The 23,888-nt window shown below is 54.7% G+C and carries 19 protein-coding genes; 11 read left to right on the top strand and 8 right to left on the bottom strand.

Annotated features, from left to right (window positions below; all coding sequences use genetic code 11):
- Positions 1 to 207: 207 nt before the first annotated feature.
- Complete coding sequence (locus tag ACZ51B_RS18455) at positions 208 to 2,019, top strand: NPCBM/NEW2 domain-containing protein (RefSeq protein ID WP_464294811.1); 1,812 nt, start codon at positions 208 to 210, stop codon at positions 2,017 to 2,019.
- On the opposite strand, the gene ACZ51B_RS18450 is transcribed toward ACZ51B_RS18455, so the two are convergent.
- From ACZ51B_RS18450 to ACZ51B_RS18435, 4 genes are all read right to left on the bottom strand, one after another.
- Complete coding sequence (locus ACZ51B_RS18450) at positions 2,016 to 4,700, bottom strand: HEAT repeat domain-containing protein (protein ID WP_464294810.1); 2,685 nt, start codon at positions 4,698 to 4,700, stop codon at positions 2,016 to 2,018. The genes ACZ51B_RS18455 and ACZ51B_RS18450 overlap by 4 nt on opposite strands.
- Before the next feature lie 56 nt (positions 4,701 to 4,756).
- A complete protein-coding gene (locus ACZ51B_RS18445) occupies positions 4,757 to 5,857 on the bottom strand; it encodes a hypothetical protein (protein WP_464294809.1) in 1,101 nt (366 codons plus the stop codon).
- 12 nt (positions 5,858 to 5,869) lie between these two features.
- On the bottom strand, positions 5,870 to 7,342 hold the full coding sequence (gene purF / locus ACZ51B_RS18440) for an amidophosphoribosyltransferase (RefSeq protein ID WP_464294808.1): 1,473 nt from the start codon (positions 7,340 to 7,342) through the stop codon (positions 5,870 to 5,872).
- Positions 7,343 to 7,506: 164 nt separating this feature from the next.
- Positions 7,507 to 7,776: a large ribosomal subunit protein bL28 gene (locus ACZ51B_RS18435; protein WP_464294807.1), complete on the bottom strand. Its 270-nt coding sequence runs from the start codon at positions 7,774 to 7,776 to the stop codon at positions 7,507 to 7,509.
- A 120-nt stretch (positions 7,777 to 7,896) separates the two neighbouring features.
- Between ACZ51B_RS18435 and ACZ51B_RS18430 the strand changes: the two genes are divergently transcribed.
- Together ACZ51B_RS18430 and ACZ51B_RS18425 are read left to right on the top strand one after the other, a co-directional pair.
- Positions 7,897 to 8,571: a GNAT family N-acetyltransferase gene (locus ACZ51B_RS18430; protein ID WP_464294806.1), complete on the top strand. Its 675-nt coding sequence runs from the start codon at positions 7,897 to 7,899 to the stop codon at positions 8,569 to 8,571.
- Between the two features lie 22 nt (positions 8,572 to 8,593).
- Positions 8,594 to 9,010: a DinB family protein gene (locus ACZ51B_RS18425; RefSeq protein WP_464294805.1), complete on the top strand. Its 417-nt coding sequence runs from the start codon at positions 8,594 to 8,596 to the stop codon at positions 9,008 to 9,010.
- A 4-nt stretch (positions 9,011 to 9,014) separates the two neighbouring features.
- On the opposite strand, the gene ACZ51B_RS18420 is transcribed toward ACZ51B_RS18425, so the two are convergent.
- Complete coding sequence (locus ACZ51B_RS18420; RefSeq protein WP_464294804.1) at positions 9,015 to 9,671, bottom strand: class I SAM-dependent methyltransferase; 657 nt, start codon at positions 9,669 to 9,671, stop codon at positions 9,015 to 9,017.
- A gap of 138 nt (positions 9,672 to 9,809) precedes the next feature.
- On the opposite strand from ACZ51B_RS18420, the gene ACZ51B_RS18415 reads away from it, so the two are divergent.
- From ACZ51B_RS18415 to ACZ51B_RS18390, 6 genes are all read left to right on the top strand, one after another.
- The gene (locus tag ACZ51B_RS18415) at positions 9,810 to 10,268 is read left to right on the top strand and encodes an RpiB/LacA/LacB family sugar-phosphate isomerase (protein WP_464294803.1); all 459 of its coding nucleotides are present in this window, start codon (positions 9,810 to 9,812) and stop codon (positions 10,266 to 10,268) included.
- Positions 10,265 to 11,680: an NADP-dependent phosphogluconate dehydrogenase gene (gndA, locus tag ACZ51B_RS18410; protein WP_464294802.1), complete on the top strand. Its 1,416-nt coding sequence runs from the start codon at positions 10,265 to 10,267 to the stop codon at positions 11,678 to 11,680. Before ACZ51B_RS18415 ends, gndA begins: the two co-directional genes overlap by 4 nt.
- Before the next feature lie 63 nt (positions 11,681 to 11,743).
- On the top strand, positions 11,744 to 13,249 hold the full coding sequence (zwf, locus tag ACZ51B_RS18405) for a glucose-6-phosphate dehydrogenase (protein WP_464294801.1): 1,506 nt from the start codon (positions 11,744 to 11,746) through the stop codon (positions 13,247 to 13,249).
- Between the two features lie 2 nt (positions 13,250 to 13,251).
- On the top strand, positions 13,252 to 13,959 hold the full coding sequence (gene pgl, locus ACZ51B_RS18400; protein WP_464294800.1) for a 6-phosphogluconolactonase: 708 nt from the start codon (positions 13,252 to 13,254) through the stop codon (positions 13,957 to 13,959).
- A gap of 20 nt (positions 13,960 to 13,979) precedes the next feature.
- Positions 13,980 to 14,435: a hypothetical protein gene (locus ACZ51B_RS18395; protein WP_464294799.1), complete on the top strand. Its 456-nt coding sequence runs from the start codon at positions 13,980 to 13,982 to the stop codon at positions 14,433 to 14,435.
- A gap of 161 nt (positions 14,436 to 14,596) precedes the next feature.
- Positions 14,597 to 15,460, top strand: coding sequence for a prepilin-type N-terminal cleavage/methylation domain-containing protein (locus tag ACZ51B_RS18390; protein WP_464294798.1), 864 nt, complete (start codon positions 14,597 to 14,599; stop codon positions 15,458 to 15,460).
- Positions 15,461 to 15,499: 39 nt separating this feature from the next.
- On the opposite strand, the gene ACZ51B_RS18385 is transcribed toward ACZ51B_RS18390, so the two are convergent.
- Positions 15,500 to 16,186 (bottom strand): SGNH/GDSL hydrolase family protein, encoded by a 687-nt coding sequence (locus ACZ51B_RS18385; protein ID WP_464294797.1) that lies wholly within the window; start codon positions 16,184 to 16,186, stop codon positions 15,500 to 15,502.
- A gap of 85 nt (positions 16,187 to 16,271) precedes the next feature.
- Between ACZ51B_RS18385 and ACZ51B_RS18380 the strand changes: the two genes are divergently transcribed.
- Together ACZ51B_RS18380 and ACZ51B_RS18375 are read left to right on the top strand one after the other, a co-directional pair.
- Positions 16,272 to 19,550: an alpha-mannosidase gene (locus ACZ51B_RS18380; protein WP_464294796.1), complete on the top strand. Its 3,279-nt coding sequence runs from the start codon at positions 16,272 to 16,274 to the stop codon at positions 19,548 to 19,550.
- Positions 19,537 to 20,025 carry a DUF4440 domain-containing protein gene (locus ACZ51B_RS18375; protein ID WP_464294795.1) on the top strand — a complete coding sequence of 163 codons (489 nt, stop codon included), beginning with the start codon at positions 19,537 to 19,539 and terminating at the stop codon, positions 20,023 to 20,025. The genes ACZ51B_RS18380 and ACZ51B_RS18375 overlap by 14 nt, the downstream gene beginning before the upstream one ends.
- Positions 20,026 to 20,028: 3 nt before the next feature.
- Here the strand turns inward: ACZ51B_RS18375 and ACZ51B_RS18370 are convergent, their stop codons facing one another.
- Both ACZ51B_RS18370 and ACZ51B_RS18365 read right to left on the bottom strand, forming a co-directional pair.
- Positions 20,029 to 22,593, bottom strand: coding sequence for an outer membrane protein assembly factor BamB family protein (locus ACZ51B_RS18370; protein ID WP_464294794.1), 2,565 nt, complete (start codon positions 22,591 to 22,593; stop codon positions 20,029 to 20,031).
- Positions 22,594 to 22,697: 104 nt separating this feature from the next.
- Entirely contained in the window at positions 22,698 to 23,888 is a 1,191-nt protein-coding gene (locus ACZ51B_RS18365; protein ID WP_464294793.1) for a hypothetical protein, read from the bottom strand.

Below are 23,888 nucleotides of genomic sequence, written 5' to 3'. Positions count from 1 at the left end.
CGGTTGGGGCTGTTTGGGGGGCGTCTGTTGCTGGGTGCCAGAAGGCGGAGTTAGAATGGACAGGACGGTAGGAGTTGGAACGTATCACCAGCTGCACCCTCGCGCTCTTTAAGTTCGTCTAGGGGCATTGGTCTAGGGCTACTCCTTATTGCAATCAAATGACGTTATGACTGGTGTTCTTATTCTGAAATCTTCTCTCGATAAACCATGTTAAGTCTTCTCTTGTTCGCAGTCGATGTGTTGGGCGTTGATCACGCTCCTCGTGTTATGGGGGATCAGGTTAGGAGTGCCTATCATTCTTGGGCTTCTACTCCTCCGATGGGTTGGAACAGTTGGGACTGTTTTGGGACTACTTTGACTGAGGATCAGGCTAAGTCGCAGGCGGATGCGATGGTGAAGCACTTGAAGCCTTTTGGGTGGAATGTATTTACTGTCGACATTCAGTGGTATGAGCCGCATTCGAATGGGCATGTTTATAAGGATGGGGCCACTTTGCAGATGGACGAGTTTGGGCGGCTATTGCCTGCTACCACTAAGTTCCCTGCTTCGGCAAATGGTCGGGGGTTTAAGCCGCTTGCTGACTACATCCATGCTCGCGGATTGAAGTTTGGGATTCACATTATGCGTGGAATTCCTCGTCAGGCGGTAAAGAACAACACACCCATTAAGGGGACGAAGTATCGGGCGAGTGATGTGGCGGATGTGACCAACACTTGCAGTTGGAACCCTGATATGTACGGGGTTGATTTGCGGAAACCTGGTGCGCAGGCGTATTACGATTCCCTGTTTAGTCTTTACGCTTCTTGGGGGTTGGACTTTGTGAAGGTCGATGATATTTCTCGGCCTTATGACGATTTTCAGCTGAGGGAGATTGAGGCGATTCGTCGTGCGATTGACAAGTCGGGGCGGAAGATTGTGCTGAGTTTGTCGCCGGGCAATGCGCCTTTGGAGCGGGGCGATCATGTGAGTAGTCATGCGAATATGTGGCGTATTTCTGACGACTTTTGGGATCGGTGGGAGCCTTTGCACGGCATGTTTGACTTGCTTGACAAGTGGACGCCTTTCCGAAAGACGGGTGCGTGGCCGGATGCTGACATGTTGCCTTTTGGCATTGTTGAGTTTCAGCGGCGGACGCACTTTACTCCGGACGAACAGACGCTTTGTATGAGTTTGTGGTCGATTGCTCGGTCCCCGCTGATTTTGGGGGCGGACATGACGAAGATGGACCCTTTCACGCTTGGTTTGTTGACGAATCCGGAAGTGATTGCGGTGAACCAGAAGAGCACGGGGAATCGGCAAGTTTCAAGGCAGAACGATCTGATTGTTTGGACGGCGGATATTCCTGGTAGTCAAGATCGATACGTGGGGTTGTTTAATGCTCAGGATAAGCCGACTCCTTACGACTATTCTAAGGCCGCTTTTAAGAGTGCTCGCATTGATGGCAAGCCTGAGGAGAAGGTTGCTGAGATCCATGCTTCACTTGGGAAGAGCAAGCGTTTGATTTTGATGGTTACGGATGGTGGCGATGGGTTCTCGTTTGATCATGCTGCTTGGGTTGAGCCGACTTTGACGGGACCTAAGGGGAGCCTTAAGTTGAGTTCGCTGAAGTGGCGGTCTGCTAGTGCGGGCTGGGGCGAGGCGCGAGTGGACCGGACTGTGGACAATGGGCCGGTGATGATGGGCGGTGTGGCGCATTCGGGGATTGGGACGCATTCCCAATCGGTGATTGAGTATGAGATCCCTGAGGGGTACGACACCTTTGATGCGAAGGGCATTCTTACTGAGGGGAGCGAGGGCAAGGGCTCTGTGGAGTTTGTGGTGCTGACAGAGAGTGCGGTTTTGGAGAGTCCTTCACATGTTGCGGTTCAGGTGAATCTGGCTGATCTGGGTTTTCGGGGACCGGTTCAGGTTCGGGATTTGTGGCGCAGGAAGGATCTTGGAACGTTCTCTTCTACTTTTGAGCAGAAGATCTCGTTCCATGGTGCGGGATTGTATCGGGTGAGTCCGAGCTCTCACTAGCGTCCGACGTCGATGCGTTTGGCTACGGCGCGGACTAGGGCGCTGGGGTCGTTTCTTAGGGCCATTGCTTTGGCCCTGAGGTCTACGGGGATTCTTCCATTTAGCGCTAGCAGGGCTTGGATTCGGACGCCTGGTAGGGGGCTGGTTAGGGATTGGCCGGCTAGGGTTAGGGCCTCATCGGTGGCGCTGGCGGCTAGGATTTCGATGGCTGTTCGCTGGGTGGGTTCATCGTTTTCTGAGAGGAGTTGCCTTGCTACGACGAGCGCGATTTTCGGGGATTTGCCTAGGAGGGAGATGGCGGCTTTTCGGACTTGGATGTCGGTGGATTTGAGGAAGGGTTGGGCTGTACCTGCTGCCGATTCGTCGCCGATTGCGGCTAGTGCGATCATGGCGTAGCGGACTAGGACTGGGTCTTGGGAGCCTGCTAGGGTCATGAGTTCTGAGAGGCAGGACTTCTCTTCTAGGACTCCTGCGGCTTCTGTTACGAGTCGGCGGATGGAGGTTCTTTTGAAGAGTTCTGGCAGCATGGGGCCTGCGGTTTTGGCTTTGGCTTCGATTACTACGGAGAGGGCTTTGGCTACTGCGGCGTCGCTGGGGTCTGTTAGGGCTGTTTTGAGTGGGTCTTTGGCAGCGTCTGCTAGGAGGCGTGTGATGCTGGCTAGGGCCTGGATTTGGGTGGGGGTTGCGGTGGGTAGCTTGTTTGCGAAGAGCCATTTGAGGGCGGGGGCGCCCATGCCGACGAAGGTTCGGATGGCTTCGGAGCGCTCTTTGGCTACGGGTCCGACTCCGGTTGCGGTGGCTTGTTTGTAGAGGGCTTCTAGCTCTGGGGGGCTGACTAGGGGCAGGGAGCCGGGCTTGGGGATTTCGGTGTCGGGGAGGACGGCTATGTCGCCTCTGGTTTCGCCTGCGGCGAAGGCTACTGCCCAGGTGTCGTCTACTCTGGCTTCGCCGTCGGCTAGTCCGCTGGCGAACTTGGTGGGGCCGCCGAGGTCGCAGAATAGGCCGATGGAGCCTGTGCCGTGTGCGCCGTTTCCGCTGGCGGGTGGGCCCATGTAGCGGTTTTCGCCGTCGGTTGCGAGGAAGATTCCTACTCCGTTTGCGTTGCCTGTTCCTGGTCGGCTGTCGTTGGCGGCGAAGATGGAGTTGGACTCGCGGCTGAGGAGGAAGGCGACGCCGGACTCTTGTCCGAAGGCGTGGCAGACGGAGCGGTTGACGGTGAAGTTGTTGTCTCCGCCTAGCTCGAATAGGAACGAGCCTCCTGCTCGGGAGGCGAAGGATTGGGCGTGGTTGTGGGCGGAGAATGTGTCGCCGGGGCCGGAGTCGTAGATGGAGCCGATGCCCATTCTTTCGCCTACGGCTTGGCAGAAGGAGTCGCCGATGTAGGTGTTTCGTCCGCCTAGGCAGGTGACTAGGCCGAGGCCTCCGGTGGCTCCGTTTTCGAAGCCTGAGGACCAGCCTTGGCTGTTGCTGCGGGTGACGCCTGGGAAGAAGGGGGAGCCTTGGAGGAGGCCGGCTGCGCGGAAGATGTTGTCTCCGGCTTGGTCTACTAGCCAGCCTACTCCGAGGGTTCTGGCGCTGCCTTGGACGTAGCCTTTGCCTTCGTAGTGGTCGTTGCCGCCGGAGTCGAGGAGGAGGCCGATGCCGTACATGCCGAAGCCTTGGGAGAGGGCCGTGGATCGGTAGGTGTCGTTGCCTCCGTCTTTGTAGAGGGCGCCGACTCCGGCGATGCCGCTGCCGAAGCAGAGGAGTTTGCCTACGAAGCGGTTGTTGCCGCCTAGGACGTAGGCTAGGCCGATGCCTAGGAGGCCGGAGCCCATGTTGAGGTCGGGGCCGTCGAAGACGCTGTCTTTGCCGCAGTCGATCATGACGGAGGCGTAGTCGATGCCTGCGCCGTAGCGTCCGGTGTAGGTGTTGGTGCCGCCGAGGTCGATGCTGAGGTTGGTGTCTCGGCTGGTGTGGGTGTCGTTCTCTTGTCCGCTGACTTCGACGGTGACTCCTCGGGAGGCGAAGCGGACGCTGCCGGTCATTTTGGTGGTTTTGGCTAGGGCGCGGAGTTTGGGGAGTTCGTCTTGGATGCGTTTGGAGAGGAGGACGGAGGCGAAGCGGATTTCTGAGAGGTTGACTTTTGAGAGGAGCTCGTTGGTTTTTTCAGTGGAAAGCATGGGCTGCTTTACGAAGTCGAAATTGATGGAGGTATCGAGTGCGGCTAGGCGTGGGAGGGTCTCGATGAGGCTGCGTCGCTCTTCTTTGGTGAGTTTGGCGGTGGCTTCGCGGATCATTGCGTTGGCGGCGCTGACTGCGTCGATGAGCTTTGCGATGCTGGGGTGTAGAGCTTCGGGGATGCCTACTGGGGGGATGTCGGCTTTGGCTTCGGTGGGGGCGGCGGACTCTATGTCTCCGTAGACGTCTTTGGAGAGCATGGCTAGGAGGGAGGCTAAGGTGCCGTCGCCTTTTGCGTGGATGGTGAGGAGGGTATCGGCGGCGTCTAGGGGCTTTTCGAGGACTTGGTCTAGGAGGCTAAAGCGTTTGGGCGGGAGGGTTAGCGGGCGGAACGCGCCTAGGTCTTTCACGTTCATGTTGCCGAGGTAGAGCGTGTCTTCTACCCCTTTGCGCTCGCGCTGGGTGAGTTGTGCGTTCGCGGAGGACGCGAGGAGGAGTGCAACGAGCGGATAGAAACGCATGGCCTCCCCGAATTGTAGCTCCAACCCCGCAAGTTCGCTGGGGTTCCGGCGAATTTCTAGTCCAGGCCAGCTAATACGGCGTCTGAAACTGAGGTGGTTGGGAGGGTGCGCTCTTCGAAGGCTCGCTCGTCGAATGGGATCCAGGATTGGGTGTCCATTTTGTGTTGGAACTTTAGGGTGAGGCCTGGGCCTTCGGTGGAGGGGGATACGAGGGTGACGGCGGCTACGTTTTTGAGGGCGTCTTCGGCGAGCGGTTTTAGGAGGACGTCATCGAATTCGCGCACGAACCAGTGGAGCTCTTCGATTTGGTCGTTCTTTCGGAATTGGGTGGGGGCGTCTATGCAGACGATGTTGAGTTCGTTGGCTAGGCACTGCTCTGCTAGTTTGCTAAGGCGGGTTTGGGTGCCGGTTCCGAAGGCGTGTCGGTCGCTGTGTCGGTATCCGACGAGTCTGGTTAGGCCTGCCATTCGCATGCTGTTGCTGTAGACCATGGCTGGCTCTCCTCGTCTGATTGCGAGGTTGGGGACGCTTACTCGGGGGCCGTCTCCCCAGGGCCAGAGGATGTTCAGCGGCGGAATGCCTTCGTCTTCTCGGCGAGCGTTTAGTTCAAGTTCTGAAAGGAGGTTGAGGGAGTCGTCGATGTACATGCGGAGTTGCTTATCGCCGTCTCCTTCTGGCTGTACTTCTTGGAGGGGCTTTTGCTCGACCTCGGATGGGGAGTAGGTTCGCATGTCGCCTCGGTCTTCCCAGACGAGGCCGTGGTCTAGGGCTTCACCTTTTACGAAGGTGAGGAGTTTTGTGTTGAGCTTTGGGACGACGGCTAGGATTTGCTCAAGCTCTTTTTCCGTTGGGAGAACTGTGGGGGAGCTTAGCTGGCCGCTTGTGTGGGAGAGGATCGAGAGGTGAAAGTGGGTGGATCGATCGGGGGGATCGGCGGCTAGGGCCGAGATGGTGAGGGGGCCCTGGCGCATTTGGGCTTCGTTGGGGCGCATGCCTAGGAAGAGGGCCTCGGGGGTGTCGATGGCGGGCATGCTGCCGAGGCGCGAGAGCTTTCCTAGTTCGGTTAGGCGCTGGAGGACGGGTAGCTTTTGGCGCATGGGCGAGTCGCTGTCGCCCATTTTAAGTAGATCTGGAACGATTAGAACCGTTCTTCTCACAGACTAAGACTCCTATGAATTTTCGATCAACCGTGGTTGTCCTACGGCGACTGCTGCGATTTCGCCCGTTTCTGGTGCGTCGTTGAATGCGTGTTTGGTGAGGTCGTCGGGGACTGGGATTGGGTAGTCGCCGTTGAAGCAGGCTAGGCAGAACCGGCCCTTGTCTCCGCCGGATGCGTTTACTGCTCCTTCGATGCTGAGGTAGCCCAAGGAGGTGGCTCCGATGTACTCACCTAGCTCCTCTAGGGTCATTCTGGAGGCGGCTAGCTCTTTTTTGCTGGCCATGTCGATGCCGTAGAAGCAGGGGAATTTGATGGGTGGGGCTGTGATGCGGACGTGGACTTCTTTGGCTCCGCTGTCGAATAACAGTTTGACGATCTGCTTGGTGGTTGTTCCTCGGACGATGGAGTCGTCTACCAATACGATGCGCTGTCCTCGGATGTGGTCTTCGAGGGGCGTTAGCTTCATACGGACGCCGAGTTCTCTTAGTTTTTGGTCGGGTGCGATGAAGGTGCGATGGATGTATCGCGACTTCATCATTCCTTCTCGGTAGGGGATTCCGCTTTGCTTGGAGTAGCCGAGTGCTGCTGGGATACCGCTGTCGGGGACTGGGACGACGATATCGGCTTCGACTGGATGCTCGATGGCTAGGTTTGCACCCATTCGCTCTCGGGCTGTGTAGAGCGAGGTGCCGTACATGTTGGAGTCTGGGCGTGCGAAGTAGATGAACTCGAAGAGGCACATGCCGCCGGGTTCTTTGTCGTGTCCTTTGGCGTATCTCATGCCGTTCTGGTCGATGATGACCATCTCACCGGCTTCGAGTTCGCGCTCGGGGACTCCACCTACTGGGCCGAATGCGCAGGTCTCGCTGGCTACCATGTAGCCATCTCCGAGTCGGCCCGCCGTCAATGGTCGGACGCCGCTAGGATCTCGGAAGCCGAGCACCATGGTGGGTGTTAAGACCGTAACACTGTAGGCGCCGCGGACTCGGCGCATGACTTCTTTGACGGCTTCTTCGGGGCCTTTGTGCATGTTGCGCACGAGGAGACGAGCTAGGACTTCTGAGTCGCTGGTGCTGTCGAAATGCTCTCCCGCTTCTTCGAGCTCGATTTTGAGTTCTCTGGCGTTGATGAGGTTGCCGTTGTGGGCGACGGCAATTTGGCCTACTTGGCTCTGGCAGAAGATGGGTTGTGCGTTTCGGAGGGCGCTCGCGCCCGTGGTGCTGTAGCGGGTGTGGCCTACGGCCATGTGGCCTTTGAGCGATTCAAGTTGCTCGGCGCTGAAGACGGTGTTGACCAGCCCCATGCCCTTTTCCATGGCAACTTTGGAGCCGTCGCTTACAGCGATCCCTGCCGATTCTTGGCCACGGTGCTGCAGTGCGAACAGACCGAAAAATGTGATTCGAGCGGCATCCTGATTCGGCGTGTAAAGGCCGATTACTCCGCACTCCTCTTTAGGTCTGTCATCCAGTTCGAGCGGATCCATGATTTGAGAGTTTACCGATGAAGGACTTAACATTTGACTCGTAAATCAGCCACATCCAAAGAAGTAGCAAATTCGAAATTCGGACTTGAAAAATGGAAAACCATAAAAAACTTAACCCCGAGCGGATGCCCGAGGTTAGATACGTTGTTTTTGGCTTAAAACGCTTAAACGTTGTAAGAAGGTTTCTTCAACCAAGCCTTTGGAATTGGCTTGAGGCCGCAAGCTACCTGATTGAACTCCAGGCTCTTGATTACCGAAGTAGCAACCACGAGTTTCACGCTTCCGTTAGGAGTTTTGAGGTGAACAGTCTGGAGGTTCGGGAGCTGAACACGATTCTTGTGCGGTGCCTTATATTTCCAACCTTGTGAGTGTTGGTTTCGAATGTGCTTTGCGTTGTTTGCACGCTTACCGCTAACCTGACAGATCTTCGCCATTTTCTTAAACCTACGCACACCATTGCTGGCAGCGAAACGAGATTATACCAGCGGATATGGCCTTCGGTCTACACCCCTGCGCTTACTCTCCGAAAAAACCTGGTTAGATGGTAGGCACTGATGAGCAGTTCACTTGTTATACGCGAAATATTTAGCGTTGAGGACCCCATGTTCTTGGATGCGATGGAACTGTATGTGGAGTCGTTTCCGCGAGATGAGCGGATGCCGTTGTCGTCTTTCTTCAGTGCGGTTCAGCCGACTGCCTCTCATCGGTTGGGGGCTGGAACTCGGGTGCATTTGTCGATTGCCGAATCTGAGGGGGAGTTGTGTGGCATGCGATGGCACAGCTATCACCCCGAAGTCCGGCTTGGGTTCTTAACGTTCATTGCGGTTGATGGGCGGTTTCGAGGGCAAGGCATTGGTGAGCGGTTGTTTAACACTGCTGTTGAGCAGTGTCGATTTGATGCTCTTTGCCTTGGTGCCGAGTTGGATGCGATGTGTTTTGAAGTTGAGCGCGTTGATCTCGCTGCGGACGAGAATGAAGGGATCACCCGTAAGAAAAGGTTAAGGTTTTTCGAAAAGTTGAATACGGTTTGTGTGTCGCCGGGTTATGTTCAGCCGCCGATGGGGCCGGGGCGTGCTCCTGTTCCGTTGAACCTGATGGCTTTTGTTTGCCGGGAGGATTTGGACTTTGGTGATGTTGCGAGACGGTTTTGCGTGGGTTGTGTTGACTACTCGGCGAACGATGACGTGGTGACGCAGACTGTGGCCCGGGCAGGGCAACCGCCCTTATAAAAGGTTGTATGCTGGCCTTGCTATGACAGCACAAGAACTTATCCAACTGCAGATCAAGCAGGCGGGCAATCAACTCAACAAGGTCTTAGAGGGCCTGGGCGAGAGCCACAAAGACTTCCGGTCGTGTCCTTCTGCGATGACTGTTGGTGAGCAGGTGGCTCACCTTTGCGAGTGCTACCAAGCGGTGATTACGGAATCCGCTGGTGCCAAGTACGAGTGGGGGAGCTACGCACCGAAGAGCACCGAGTGGAGTGCTCTGATTGAGGAGTTCAACACGATTCGGAGCCAGGCAGCGGCGGCAGTGAACAGCGATGAAGATACGGCCATTCACCGCGGCACTGACTTCCTTGTGGCCCATGACAATTACCATGTGGGGCAGCTTGCTACTGCGCGTATTGCGCTTGACAGCACCTGGAACCCTTACAGCCTGTACGAGTGATTTTCTAGAGCACTCTGGCCAACGTCACTCCGTCTCCGATTGGGACTAAGCAAACCTCGACGCGGGGGTCGTTGGCCACCAGTTCGTTCAGCTCTCGAATGGCAATCGTCTGCTCTGTTTGATCCTTTTGATCAATCACTCGGCCGCTCCACAGGACGTTGTCGATGACGATGAGGCCGCCGGGTCTGACCATCTTTACTGCTCGTTCGAAGTAGTTTTTATAGTTCGGCTTGTCGGCGTCGATGAAGCAGAAGTCGAACGTTCGCCCTTCTGTTAAGAGGACGTCTAGAGTCTCGACTGCGGGGGCTATTCGCAGATCGATTTTGTGGCTGATTCCGGCTTCATTCCAGTAACGCCGCGCGACGTTTGTGTACTCCTCGCTGATGTCGCACGCTAGGATTCGTCCGTCTTCGGGCAGTGCGAGTGCCATTACTGTGGAGGAGTAGCCGGTGAAGACTCCGATCTCTAGCAGTTGCTTTGCGCCCGTGAGTTTGACGAGCATGGATAGGAAGCGGCCCTGATCTGCGCCGATCTGCATTCGGGCGTCGGGGGTCTTTGCGGTCTCTTCCCTTAGCCGAGTCAACAGTGGAGTTTCCTGCACCCAAATCGACTCGATATAACGATAGAGATCATTAGGAATCAGAAAACTCTTATTGTCCATGTTTTGGTTTTACTCGGGATATGCCGAACATTCGCCGGAATTGTTGACCACCGAAGTCATAAAAACCGGCCGTTCGCAGTCGATTCGCACACGCCAAACCGAGTTCGGGGAGCCTCGGGCGGGTAAGGTTCTAGAGTCATGAGGATTGCGCTAGGAGCCGATCACGCCGGGTTTGAACTCAAAAAGGATCTGCACGCCCAGATCGAAGCATTAGGTCACGAAGTTTTTGACCTCGGCGCACACGAATACGACGCCCTGGACGACTATCCAGACTTTGCTGCCAAGGTTGCGCATGCGGTGGGCAGTCGAGAGGTTGATCGCGGCGTGGTGGTATGTGGTTCTGGAATTGGAGCCTGTATTGCCGCCAACAAGGTGAAAGGCGTTCGAGCTGGGATCGCCATTGAGAGCTATACCGCCCGACAGGGTGTTGAACACGACGACATGAACGTCCTTGTGTTGGGCGCTCGCGTTACCGGCATTGAAGTGGTTCGAGAAGCACTTAAGTCGTTCTTGACGGCCGAATTTAGCGGCGAAGAGCGGCACGTACGACGACTCAACAAGGTTTTGGCTCTTGAAGCACACGGAGAAGGAATTTGAGCAACGGATTTGATTTTGGAATGATTGGCCTTGGCACCATGGGCCACGCGCTCTTGTTGAACATGGCCGATAAGGGGTTTAAAGTAGCCGGCTTTGACCTAGACCCCGCGAAGGTTGCGGCACTTGAATCTGATGGTGCTGGCGTTGCTGGTTTCAGCGACATGAAGGAGTTCGTTCAGTCCATCCGCAAGCCACGAGCGATCATGATGCTGGTGCCTGCGGGCAATCCTGTGGACCAGGTCATCGAGACTTTGAAGCCTCTTTTAGAGCCTGGGGACTTCTTGATTGACGGCGGAAACAGCCACTACAAGGATACGGACCGACGCGAGAAAGCCCTTCGCGGTGAGGGGTTTGGATTTATTGGAATGGGAGTCAGTGGCGGTGAGGCTGGAGCGCGCTCTGGTCCTAGCATGATGCCAGGAGGTACGCCTGAGAATTACGCACGCATCAGTCCGATTTTGGAAGCGATTGCTGCTAAGGCAAATGGCGAGCCATGCGTGGCACTGGTTGGCGCTGGGTCTGCGGGCCACTATGTGAAGACCGTGCACAACGGCATTGAGTACGCGATCATGCAGCTCATTGCTGAGACTTACGACTTTATGAAGCGGGGCCTGGGGCTTACCAATGAGGAAGCGGCCAAGCTGTTTGAAGAGTGGTCTGAAGGCGAGTTGGGTGGGTTCTTGGTTGAGATCACGGCTAAGGTTCTGCGATATAAGGACGCGGAGACTGGGCGTGACTTGGTTGATCTGATCTCGGATAAGGCGAAGGGCAAGGGCACTGGGAAGTGGACTTCGCAGGACGCTATGGACCTTGGGATTCCTGTGCCGACGATTGATGCGGCTGTTACGGCACGTGAGATGTCGGGCATGAAGTCGCAGCGCGTTCAGGCGGAGAAGCACTATGGCGCGAATCCGTTTTTGGGTCCTGATGAGAATGACGATCCTGAGAGCGCGCTTGGGGCGTTGGAGCAGGCTCTTTACCTGACGTTCCTTATTGCCTACGCTCAGGGAATTTCGCTGATTGCGAGTGCCAGTGAGGAGTATGGATTTGACACGGACCTTCGGGCTGTGGCGAAGACTTGGCGAGCTGGGTGCATTATCCGCTCTACCCTGTTGGGGCCAATCCAGAAAGCTCTTGATGCGAATCCGAAGATTGAGAACCTTCTGCTCAGCGATGAGTTGAAAGCGCTTGTGATGGAGCGGGAGTTCCTTTTGCGAGAAACCGTGTTCCGGATGGTGCTGAAGGGCATTCCGGCGCCTTGCTTCTCCGCTTCCCTTGCTTACTTTGACGGCTTCCGAAGTGCGGAACTGCCAGCCAATTTGATCCAGGGGCAACGAGATTTGTTCGGCGCACACGGCTACGAGCGCGTAGATAAAGAAGGCAGCTTCCACACGAAGTGGCTTGAAAAGTAAATTTAGATCTCGACAGCACGGATCGACGCGGATCCAACGACACGACAAACGTTTGGAAAATCGATGAACCCTACGCCACTGCAACCTTCGGTAGTCGTCATTTTTGGCGCTACTGGCGACCTTACAAAGCGAAAACTAATTCCCGCCCTATTCAATCTGTATTTGGACAAACATATGCCGTCCAAGTTCACCATTATTGGAGTTGGGCGACGCGGTGAGCTAGAGACATTTCGGCAGAACATGCACACGGCGCTTGCGAAGTACTCGCGGCGCGGAGTGCCTGACGCGGCAAAGTGGGAGGAGTTCGCTTCGCGAATTCAGTACCTGGTGGGTGGGTTTGACTCCCCTGAGCTGTACTCCGAGCTTTCCGTAAAGATTGAAGAATCGGAGGCCGAGTTTGGTGAAGCTGCCTCGCGCGTTTATTACATCTCTACCCCTCCTGAAGTGTTTGGTGAGATTGCGGGCGGACTTGGTCAAGCTGGTCTCAGCGTTCACAAGGACCGCGATCGTATTGTTATTGAGAAGCCTTTTGGTCGGGACCTTGCTTCTGCGATGGTTCTGAACAACCAGCTTTTGGCTGCTTTTGACGAGCTTCAGATCTACCGAATTGACCACTATTTGGGCAAAGAGACTGTTCAGAACATCATGGCGTTGCGGTTTGCGAACACGCTGTATGAGCCTGTTTGGAACCGTCGGTATGTGGACCATGTTCAGATTACGGTTTCGGAAGAGGTCGGCGTTGAGGGGCGTGGCGGTTACTATGAGACCTCGGGTGCGATGCGCGACATGGTGCAGAACCACCTTCTGCAGCTGATGTGCATCATTGGTATGGAGCCTCCGGTTAACTTTGAGGCGGACGAGGTTCGGAATAAGAAGGTCGATGTTCTGAAGGCGATTCGGGCCATTGGACCTCAGGAGATTGCGACTCACTGTGTGCGTGGTCAGTATGGGCCGGGCAACATTGAGGGCACGATTGTTCCGGGGTATCGGCAGGAAGAGGGCGTTGATCCGCACTCGGACATCGAGACTTATGTTGCGATGAAGCTTTATGTGGACAACTGGCGATGGCAGGGTGTTCCGTTCTATCTTCGAACGGGTAAGCGGTTGCCACGGAAGCTTTCGCAGATTGTGGTTGGGTTCCGACCGATTCCTCACCAGATGTTCCCTTCTACTGCGACGGACTCTTTTGAGGAGAACCGGTTGATTATCAATATCCAGCCGGAAGAGGGGATTCGTGTGAAGTTCCAGGCCAAGGAGCCCGGTAGCGGGATGCGACTGAAGACTGTGTCGATGGAGTTCAAGTACGAGGAGGCGTTCCACTCGCCTAGCCGTGAGGCCTATGAGACACTTCTTCAGGAAGTGATGGAAGGCGATCCGACGTTGTTCATGAGAACCGACCAGGCTTATCAGGCTTGGAAGGAAGTTATGCCGATTCTTCATGCGTGGGAGAGTGTGCCTGCTTCTAGTTTCCCTAACTACCCTGCGGGGACATGGGGTCCGGATGCGGCGGATGCGCTGCTGGCGCGCGATGGGCGAAGTTGGTACAACCCGTCTGTTCCTTTGAAATAAGCATGGAAAACATCCGAGTCTTTCAAGATCCGGCAGAAGTTGCTCTTGCCGCCGCTCAGCATATTCGGGCGGCGGTGGCGGCTAAGGAGGGGCTTTTCCATCTGGTGCTGAGTGGTGGGAGTACGCCTAAGGCTTTGTATGCGCTGCTGGCACAGGATCCGTTTTTCTCTGAGATTGATTGGGAGCGGGTTCATTTTTGGTTTGGTGACGAGCGGTTTGTGCCGCCTAGTGACGAGCAGAGCAACGAGCGGATGGCGCGAGAGGCGCTTCTGAACGAGCTTTCACTTGCTCCTGATCAGATTCATCCGATGTACGACGAGACGGAGGTTGATGAGGCTGCTGAGTCTTATGAGGCGGAGATCCGGTCTTGGTTGCCTGATGGACGCTTTGATTTGGTGCTGCTTGGGATTGGGCCTGATGCTCACACGGCTTCCCTGTTCCCTGGCGAACCTTGTTTGGACGAGAAGAGTAAGTGGGTTGTGCCTTCGTTTGGGCATGCTGGGATCAAGCAGCGGATTACACTTACTGCGCCGATTTTGAACATTGCTCGTGAGGTTCTGTTCCTTACTTGTGGGCCGGATAAGGCCGAGCCGATGCGGTGGATATTGAAGCAGGCGTTTGAGCCGCATAAGTATCCGGCGCAGTTGGTAGCTGCGGGGAATCCGAATGTGTTGTGGTTTGTGGACAAGCCTGCTACTGCGGGTTTGTAGCGGGCGTCGTACACTAGGCTATGGTGCATGAGCCGACTGAGTTGATTGAGTTTCTAGCTCCGTATCCACCTGCGGTGCGGGCTTTGACTTTGGAAGCTCGGCTTCGGCTTCATGAGTTGGTTGGGCCGGCTAGTGATCTGTTCTTCGACGCTACGGCTGCTGTTTGTTCGGGGGTCTCTTACACGGGGGAGGCTCGGGACAATTTTATTAACTTGGCGGTTTATGCGAACCATGTCACCCTCATCTTCCCGTGGGGGGCTCGTCTGGTGGATCCTCACCATCGGCTGAAAGGTGAAGGAAGCCGTGTGCGCAATATTCGGCTTACTAGTCTTGAAGTGCTTGAAGACCCTGACGTGTTGGATCTGATTGCTCAGGCGGCTGCGCTGGCTCCACGACCAGAGGTGCCCATTGAACCCGTCAAGTTTGTGAAGGTTTACAACGGGCCTAAGCGACGCCCTTCTTCCGTAGGTCAATAGGCCCAAAAGGTTAACCCAGGCTTAACGGGCACTCCTTGTACACTCTTTTTCGTCTGCGCCGGTAACGCTGACAACAACCTACCCCTGGACGAGGAACGCTAGGGTCGATAACGAGTCAAATCCCTATGAATCGGGACTGATGTGGGTGTTGGGCTTTTACCATGAGATATTCCACTATCCAGAAGAAGACGGGCGGTTTTACGCTCATCGAACTCCTCGTAGTTATTGCAATCATCGCGATTCTCGCCGCTATTCTGTTCCCTGTTTTTGCCCAAGCTAAGGCTTCTGCTAAGAACACTCAGGACCTGTCGAACATTAAGCAGGTCTCTTTGACTAACCTGATTTACAGCGGCGATTACGACGATTCGTTCGTTCCTTGCGGTGCTTCGGACCCTTGGAACAACGGCAGCCAGACTCCTTTCAACACGCCGAATCCTCCTGCTCCTAACGTGTGGCATGGTTGGGGACTTGAGCTTTCTAAGTATGCGAAGAGCAAGGAGATTTTCCGCTCGCCGATGCTTGAGAAGAAAGGGGCGTTCACTGGTGGTTGTGCCACTTCGAGTGGTATGGAGATGACCAACACCTACAGCATGAACTACTTGCTGAACGGCGACAATTCGTACAAGGACTACGGACCGACTGTTCCTCTTTCGCAGACTGCGGTTAACCAGCCAGCGAATACGGTTGCTTTTCTCCTAAGCAACTCGCTTCCTCCCTACGGATCTTCATGGGGCTGTATCTATACGACGCTTGAGGCGTCGGACTTCATCAACAAGATTCGATTCCGCGCGCACTATAACGATGGCGGAAACCTTGGGTTTGTGGATGGACATGCGAAGTTCTTCAAGGCTGCGCCAGCTGATGCTGCGAACAACGGCACGAGCAAGCTGCCTGGTTCCGGAAATGGTCCTCGCTGCACGATCTACACCTGGAAGAGCCGCAACATCTGGACCGTTCCTTCTATGCCTGACTCGAACGGCGGTTACGTCAACAGCGGCAGCGACTCTGACTGCCCACTTGAGTAGTCTTTCTTGCACGATGTGCTGACTTTATAGTCAGCACATTTAGGATTGCACTGGGGGGATTCGATGGTAGGTTGCGTCTCCCCAGACGAAGCCGATTGCGTCTAGGAAGGCCTTGGCGATGATGGCGTTGCCGTGTTCGTTGGGGTGGACTCGGTCCCAGGAGATGGCGGAGGAGTGGCAGTGTTTTAGGGCGTTGTCGAAGGCTGCTTGGGTATCGACCAGGATTGTGTTGCTTGTTTTGGCTTCGTGCCTTATTTGGTTTGAGTACTGGTCCATCATGGCTCGCATGGGATCTGCGGTGAGTGGCTCTATGTAGAAGGGGGTCATTAGGATGATGCCGTCTACTTTGGGTTGGGTTGCTCTTACTATCTCGTGAATCGATACCGAATACTGCTGGAGCAGCACGGCTTCGTTGGGGCGTGTGGGGGAGTCGAATTGGCGCCAGACGTCGTTGGTTCCGATCATGATGCAGACGTATTGGGGCATTAGGTCTAGGACGTCTGGTTGCCAGCGGTTGGCTAGGTCTGAGCTGGTATTGCCACTGGTTCCCATGTTCACGATTCGGAGGTTGAGATCGGGGTAGACGGCTTTGAGCAGACTGTCGACCATTGATACGTAGCCGTTGCCTAGTGCTCCGAATAGACCCTCGCCGATGGGGCGTGCTCGGCCGCAGTCTGTGATGGAGTCCCCGATCATAATCAGCTTTGATTTGGGTTTGAGAAGCATGGGTAATCACTTTACCCAGGACAAAATCGGACAGTTTCTGGACTTTGAAACAACTTTGCAATGGATACAGGGTGAAATACGAGCTATGCATCGCAGCAGATTGCTCGCCTTCGTAGCGGCCGCCGTTTCACTCTCTTGTTTGGCGCTTCCCTACGCTCAAAATGCCGGCGGAAAAACGTGCCTTGCCTTCATCACCTATGAGTTGGCGAAGGGCGATGGGAACTTTTTTAGTTATTACCGAATCTCGGATAAGAAGATTGCCATTCGGGACGGTGACACGTTTGTTTACAGCATCTACCTTGATCCCAAGAATCCTTTGCCTAAGGGTGGAGTGGATATTGATTTCCAGGACGGGGGCGTTCCTCTTCGGGACATGGGGCTCTCGGATCAGGACGGGAATCGGGTTCATGGGGACGGGAACCTGGAGAAGGCGAAGGGCAAATGGTATACGCGGCATATCCCTTTGAGCGATGCTAAGGGGCGCACTACCAAGTGGTTCAATATCCAGTCTGAGGGGGATTCGTACGGGCGATATATTCAGTTCCTGTCGGATATCTACATTCAGCACGCTGATGGGACGAAGGACGTTATCTATGACGGTGGCAAGCCGACTCACTCTGAAGCTGTCAGTGTGAATGGATATAGTGGTGCGCCTGCTTGCATTGCGGTTGATAAGGACCAGATTGCGGATGGCAAGGACATTGAGCCGTTTATTGCGGAGACGAATGCTCGGGTTCTTAAGCTACAGAAGTTGGATGAAGCGCGGAAGGACCTTGAGGTCACTAAGGCGTTTCTGAAGCGGACTCCGGACCCGGCAATTCAGAAGCATGTGGATGAGGCGATGGCTTTGCTGGATGCGGCTATTGCTAAGAATGCGAGCCCTGAGGAGATTCAGGTGGTGCTTCATGCGGCTAAGCATGCGCTGTCTCACACGCACCCTGTGATGACTCAGTACACGGGCCATTTGGTGGGGCATGCGCATATTGATTTGCAGTGGCTTTGGGAGTGGCAGGAGGGGATGGTTGCTACTCGGGACACCTTTAATCAGGCTGTGAAGTTTATGGACGAGTTCCCTGGCTTTACCTTTAGCCAGAGTTCTTCTTGCCTTTATCAGACGGTGGAGGAGAGCTATCCGGAGATCTTTAAGAAGATCCAGCAGAAGGTGAAGAAGGGGCAGTGGGAGCTGGTGGGGGGTCGCGTTTGCGAGGGCGACACCAACATGATCAGCGCGGAGTCGAATGCGCGGCAGTTCCTTTATGGGCAGCGGTACTTCCGGGAGAAGTTTGGGAAGACGGCTAAGGTGGGTTGGGAGCCGGATACGTTTGGTCACAACGCTCAGATGCCTCAGATTTTGAAGCTGGGGGGCTGTGATAGCTACTACTTCTGTCGCGGTGGAAAGGGCAAGCCGCTGTTTTGGTGGCAGGCGCTGGATGGCACCAAGGTTTTGGCTTTTGACGAGCCTGCGAGTGGGTCTTGGTATAACAGCGATCTTTCTTATAAGCAGTTCCAGGAGGTTTTAGACTTCCAGACGAACACGGGCTCTAAGGACATGCTTTGGGTTTATGGCGTGGGCAACCACGGCGGCGGGCCTACTCGTGAGCATATTGAAGAGGCGCTTCGTTGGATGAAGACGCCGGGCAAGCCGAAGGTGCTGTTCTCTACGGCGACGCAGTTCTTTGACAAGCTGAAGAGTTACGATCTCACCAAGATTCCTGTGATTGATAAGGAGCTCAATCCGGTGTTTGAGGGCTGCTATACGTCTCATAGTGAGATTAAGCAGTTGAACCGATTGGCTGAGTACTCGACGACTTCTGCGGAGGCTGTTTCGACGGTTGCTTCGTTCTTTGGGTTTAAGTATCCGCGCGCTGAGTTTCGGAAGAATTGGGAAGATATCTGCTTCAACCACCATCACGACACGCTTCCTGGTAGCGGTATTCATGCTCCTTATGACCGGACGCAGACTGATTTGAAGCGCGTTTTGGCGGACAACAAGGCGATTGTTACTCGGGCTTTGGAGACTTTGTCTGTGCGGGTGACGCCTGAGAAGGGTGCGATTACGATGATGGTGTTTAACCCTTCGGGCTGGAAGCGGTCGGGGTGGGTGGAGACTTATCTGGTGGCTAGCGGGTGGTCGCAGATTAATGTGGATATGGACAAGGCCGTGGCGGTTGCTCCTGATGGCAAGTCTTATCCTGTTGAGGTTGTTGACCGGGTGAGCCGACGGGTTCGGTTCTATGCTCCGGAGCTTCCTGCTTATGGGTACCGGGTGTTTAACCTGAAGAATGGAAGCACGACGGCTATTCCGGCTGTGGCGGTTAAGAGCTCGCTGGAGAACGAGTTCCTACGCGTGGAGTTCGATGTTGAGAACGGGACTATCAAGCGGATTTTTGATAAGGCTGCCGGTCGAGAGGTTGTTTCTTCGTCGGGTTCGTTTGGGCGACTTGAGGAGCACTACGAAGAGCCTAATGGGATGAGCGCTTGGGTTATTGGGCCGATTAAGTCTGTCAAGAACATGAAGTGTGTGGGGCAAAAGGGGCCGGGTGAGTTCTTGTACTCGACTCCTGCGCATCATAACCCTGGGAAGGAGACGACGGTTGTTCAGCGATTCAAGCTGGCGCCGGGCAGCCGACAGGTTGAGGTTGAGGTCGATTGCGATTGGCAGCACATCGGGACCGACAACGAGGCGATGCCGTTCTTGAAGGTTGCGTTTGATACGGCGGTTGCTAACCCGACGGCTACTTATGAGATTCCGTTTGGAGCGGTGACCCGGCCTGCGGATGGTAAGGAGTGGCCTGCGCTGAACTGGGCGGACCTGAGCGCTAACGATTACGGGGTGAGCATTCTTAATGATGCTAAGAGTGGGCACTCGGCTAATGGAAGCAGTTTGCGTCTTAGCTTGATTCGGGCCAGTTACAGCCCCGATCCGAACCCGAATCCGGGTCGGCATGTTTGGCACTATGCGATCTATCCTCACTCGGGTGGTTGGCAATCGGCTGAAACGGTGAAGAAGGGGCTTGAGTTCCAGACTCCTTTGATGCCCGTTGCGGTGCCGTTTGACGCTCAGGGGAGCGCTCCTCAGGAGTTCTCGCTGTTGGGGCTGAACAACCCGAACGTGGTAGCGACTGGTCTGAAGTTGGGTGAGGACAGCGGGAACTTGATCTTGCGCATGTATGAGTCGAGTGGTCGTAAGGCTGATCTTAAGTTGGATACACGATTCGACAGTACGGGTGCCTCTTGGGTGAACTTCATTGAGGACAGTCTGGGGGTTGCGCCGCTGAGCAAGCAGCTTCTGCCGATTTCTCTGCGACCTTTCGAGATCCGAACGGTTAAGTTCAAACTGGCGCCTTTCCATGTTAAGTACTAAGCTGGCGTTGATGTTGTTGGTGGGTTGCGGGCAGGTGTCTGCAACCACCGACGCGCGTGTGGCGAGTAAGCAGATTCAGGCTGTTTACGACCAGTGGTCGAAGGCGTATATGGCGCTGGATGTGGATGTGCTGATGTCGATTTTGGCTGACGACTATGTGCTGACCTCTTTCACCAAAGACAAGCTCACGCGCAAGGAGTATGAGGCTTATCTGCGGTTGAAGAAGCAGCGGGCGGTTCCGGATTTGACGAAGACTCGCACGAAGGTGGACAAGGTTAAGTTGAGCGGGAATTTGGCTGAGGTGCGGGCTACTGAGACGATGAGTAGCGAGGTTTTGGATCCGGGTACTCAGAAGCGTGCGCTGAGTGTCCATCGCCATATTTATAAGGATGTATGGCGATGGAGTGGGGAGTCGTGGAAGTTGGCTAGTACGGAGACGATTAAAGAGACTACTGAGTTGAAGCCGATTCGCTAGGCGTCATGATATGTACGCCATGCGCATGCTGATTACGACCCAATCTTTGCCGAACTTGCGAACGACGACTTCATAGCCTGCACCACTCAGTCCGCCAGAGTAGACCGAAATCATGACTGTTGCCTCTGTGTGAGTGCGGTTCCACTTGATAAATCGCTCTTCCCAGGGCTTTCCAGGAGCGGTGACCATTTGGTCAAAGTGGATGAACGCAATCCCGTGTTCATAACACTGCTCAAGTGGAGTCGACCATTTCCGGTTATCATCATCCACGACCCATAGCGTCGGTCCCTGTCGTCCTACCATCTCGAATGGCTTCATCTCCCTGGGTGCAAAAAAGAGCGCCGGACCTTCTCCGTCTTCGTCGTGAAAGCGTGCTTCAAACGCCGCATCTAAGACTTGCTCAGCGTCGGAGAGGGTGCGTGGTGCGGCATTAGGCCACGGATCGATCTCATCGGGTACGCCATCTCCATCGGTATCCTTCCGGTTAGGATTGGTCCCTAGTCGTTTCTCGACAATATCCGTTAGTCCGTCGCCGTCGCTATCGCGACTCAACTCGGGATTTCCTACAAGCAATGTGAACCAGTCACCTGCTAAGAGTTGCTTCGCTGTCTTGCCCGCAAAAGTTGGCTCCTTTGGACGGGGCTTGGCCCAAGTACTTACTCCCATTGTGGAGACGCCTGTGTATAGCGGGTTCGACCAGTGTCCATCGACCTTTTCGGCTAGCCAGAGGTCGCCCGCGCTTCCTAACACTTCACTTTCCAACAATCCCCAAACGCGCCCATCTTTGTCTGTCTTTTCCGCCAAGACTTTGGACTTCTTGCCAGACTCCTCTGCGTCCAGCCAACCAGTCGTGACTCGTTGTGCAAGAGGCCTGATTAAGGTGCGCTTTTTTCGCTCTGCCAAGACGGCCCGCAAACCCTCTTCTCCGCCTGTACCGGCAAGGTGCAGGTAAGCCTCATTACGCAGTTCAGGGTCCGCCTTGGGGTCTCTCAACTGCCTGATCATGAACTGAACTGCTCTTGGGTCCGAGGATGTCACCACATACAGTTTGGATATGAATGACACTTCCTGAGACACCTTATGGTCGGTCGGACCATTGCCCTCTAACTGATGGATAAAATAAGGTGTGACGTCTTTGGGATCTCCTACTTTTGCCAAGAGATGCACGAGTTTAGGTAAAGCAGAGACTAAGTCCTTTCTCTTGGTGAGGAGGCTTAATAACTGCCCTGCGTGCTTTCGGGTCGTCACCGTTTCGAGGCTATCTCCCAACTGACGAGACCGTGAGTAGAGTTGATATTTGTTGGCGTCTGAGCTATTCGTGTCGGACTGCGCCGATGCCGAGAGAAACGCATCGAGAAGGGGGGAAAACGCGTGGTCGCCTAGGGCCTTCAACTGCGCTATCTCTCTTGGGTCCAATTGATCGATTTGCGCAGCCAACTTCGTTGCAAGTGCACGCTTTGACGGGGAATCGACAGGCATCTGCATTTTGCCGGAATGGACATAACTCATGAGCCGCGTGCCATCGAAGCATACAATTTGATTGCCACCCAACCAGATTGGGGTCGGCAGCGCATCGTCCGCTTTGCCGCTCCAGAAAGCATGTCCCTTTGCATCGCAGATGAGCGCCTTGTCTGCACCAACCACGAAGATCCTGTCCTGCAAGACTGAAAGATATTGATTCCCACCGTTTCTATTGCTTGGCCCAACTTCATGACTCCACAGCTTGGCCCCTGAGGTCACGTCAAACGCTGACACCTTGCCGCTGCCAAGCACAATGATTCGATTCCCGATGGCGGCCGTTTGATCGACTCGTTTATCCGGCTTCTTCACCAGAACTCGCCCGGTCCGTAGATCCCGCACGATCAGTCCGTCCAAATAAGGCATGCAAACGTAGGTAGGCGTTATCGTAAGCCTCTCGCCATATACCTCGCTATTTAAATAGGTTTGCGGTTGTGACCACAAGATCTCCCCCGACTTGGAGTTGAGGCAGTAGCTGATGTTTGCCATTCCGAGTGCCACGAATCCATCAGTCGCTGAAATGCACTGCGCATCCAAAAGGCTTTCATAGGGTTTGTCTGGGCGTGGTATGGGTGTTGTCCAAAGAACCTTGTGGGTCCTCACATCTACTGCAGAGACTGAAGACGGCTTCAGTGAAACATAAGCTGTATTGCCCGTCACAGCGACGGGCGAACTGCCGCATGTTCGCGCTATTGTCCATCTCAGTTGCCCTGTCTTGGCATCATAACAAGCTAGCGTCCCGACTTTTCCGAATCGATCTCCCGGCGATGAAATCAGCAGGACGCCTTTCCCGGCGCAGAAAGAGCGGCCGAACTGACCGCCATTCGTGTTGGTTGTCCACAACTTGGACATAGTGGGCAAAGAATAGGCGACGCATCCCTGACTGAGTGAGTAGAAAACGTTGCCCTGAACAGCATAGGTCGATGTAAATCGCTGACTAAAAACCTGAACTGTTGCGGTCCGCGAGTACGGCGGCATTGGTACGGAACTGTGTTCGACTCCCACACTTGCCACAGTTAACAGTAACGAATACGCAATTTTGCCGTTCATAAAATGGACCTACATCACCTGGTGAATACCACTAGGATAGTCGTTTTGGAGGACCGAAACGTTCGGAGGAAATCGACCTAGGAGCTTAGCTGCGCGACTTCGTTCTACATTCTAAAATGCTTCACATGTGGATATGAGCTGAGGAGGGTTGTCAGATATTCCATGTGGCGATCAGCGACGTTCAGGGCCACGACTTCCTTGAGTTTTGTTGTCGGTGGGAGTTCTAGCGGCTGAGGGCCTTCGAGCATCTCTTTGGATATGTAGGCAAGCCGAAGAGTGGGAATAGAGAAAAGCAAATTCCACGAGAGGGGAGAGAGGTGCGTATTGTAAGCGTATAAGGCCCGCAGCTTCGTATTCTGGGCAACGCGTATTAGGTCTGCGTCCGCGAAGGAAGAATCAACCACATCGAGAGTCCTGAGTTTGCGAAGCTTCTTTAGACGCTCCCAAGGCAAAGATACTTCCGGCCTCCACGAAAGCATCGAGCTTGTCAGCCCTTTTTGGTCCACCAGCCATTCGAATGTTTCGCAGGTAATCGGAGAGCCACTCAAATTCAACTCTTGTAGGCAGTCGAAATCCCCAAATCTGGAAAGAAACGATATGTCCTCGCAGTTGTAGACCGAAAGTGTCGTAATGCTCGAACCGCAAAGGGAGGTAACCAGTTCGCGAGTCGCATCTGGATATGTGGACTTATAGCGCGATAGTATTTCACTCAATGGCGTGCCCCCAGCATCCAACCCAGCACCGAAATTGCCTTGGTGCACGGTAAGCCTCTTGAGACTTGTCCAGGAAGCGCTGCCTGGCCTGCAACTTGGGGGTTTGACGGCTGTGCATCCTTGGATCCACAGTCTGCGGCAGATTCTGGGAAGCCTTGGTGGTTTCCACCAGTTCTTTCCGAAAGCGCATCCAATCAAGTTCACGTCGGCCCACTCTTCACAGAGCTGAGCGAATATCTTTTGGGTTAGGAAGCACCGGCTCAAATGGATGCTCGCATCTGGAGCTAAATGCTCTCTTGCAGCATTTAGAATCGGCGAAATGTCGATCTTCTGATCGGGCGGACAAATAATGGAGAGCTCCGAGATCCGCTGGTCGTCGTAGCAAAGATCATCCAAAATGAATCCAGGGACGGTCGCTAAATCTTTAGGGAGGATTACGACCAAGTGATCCGTGGCAAAAGGAGCCGTGCTCTGAAGCTCTTCCCGAGCTAGTGGTCTCTTTGAAGCACCCCTCAGGACGAACTTGAGGGAGAACGTCGCTTGGCGTAATGCTGCGTCGAAACCTCCTTCTGTCTTTTTCAT

The organism is Fimbriimonas sp. LA-C6 (assembly GCF_055398105.1).
This window is presented reverse-complemented; position numbering and strand designations above follow the sequence as displayed.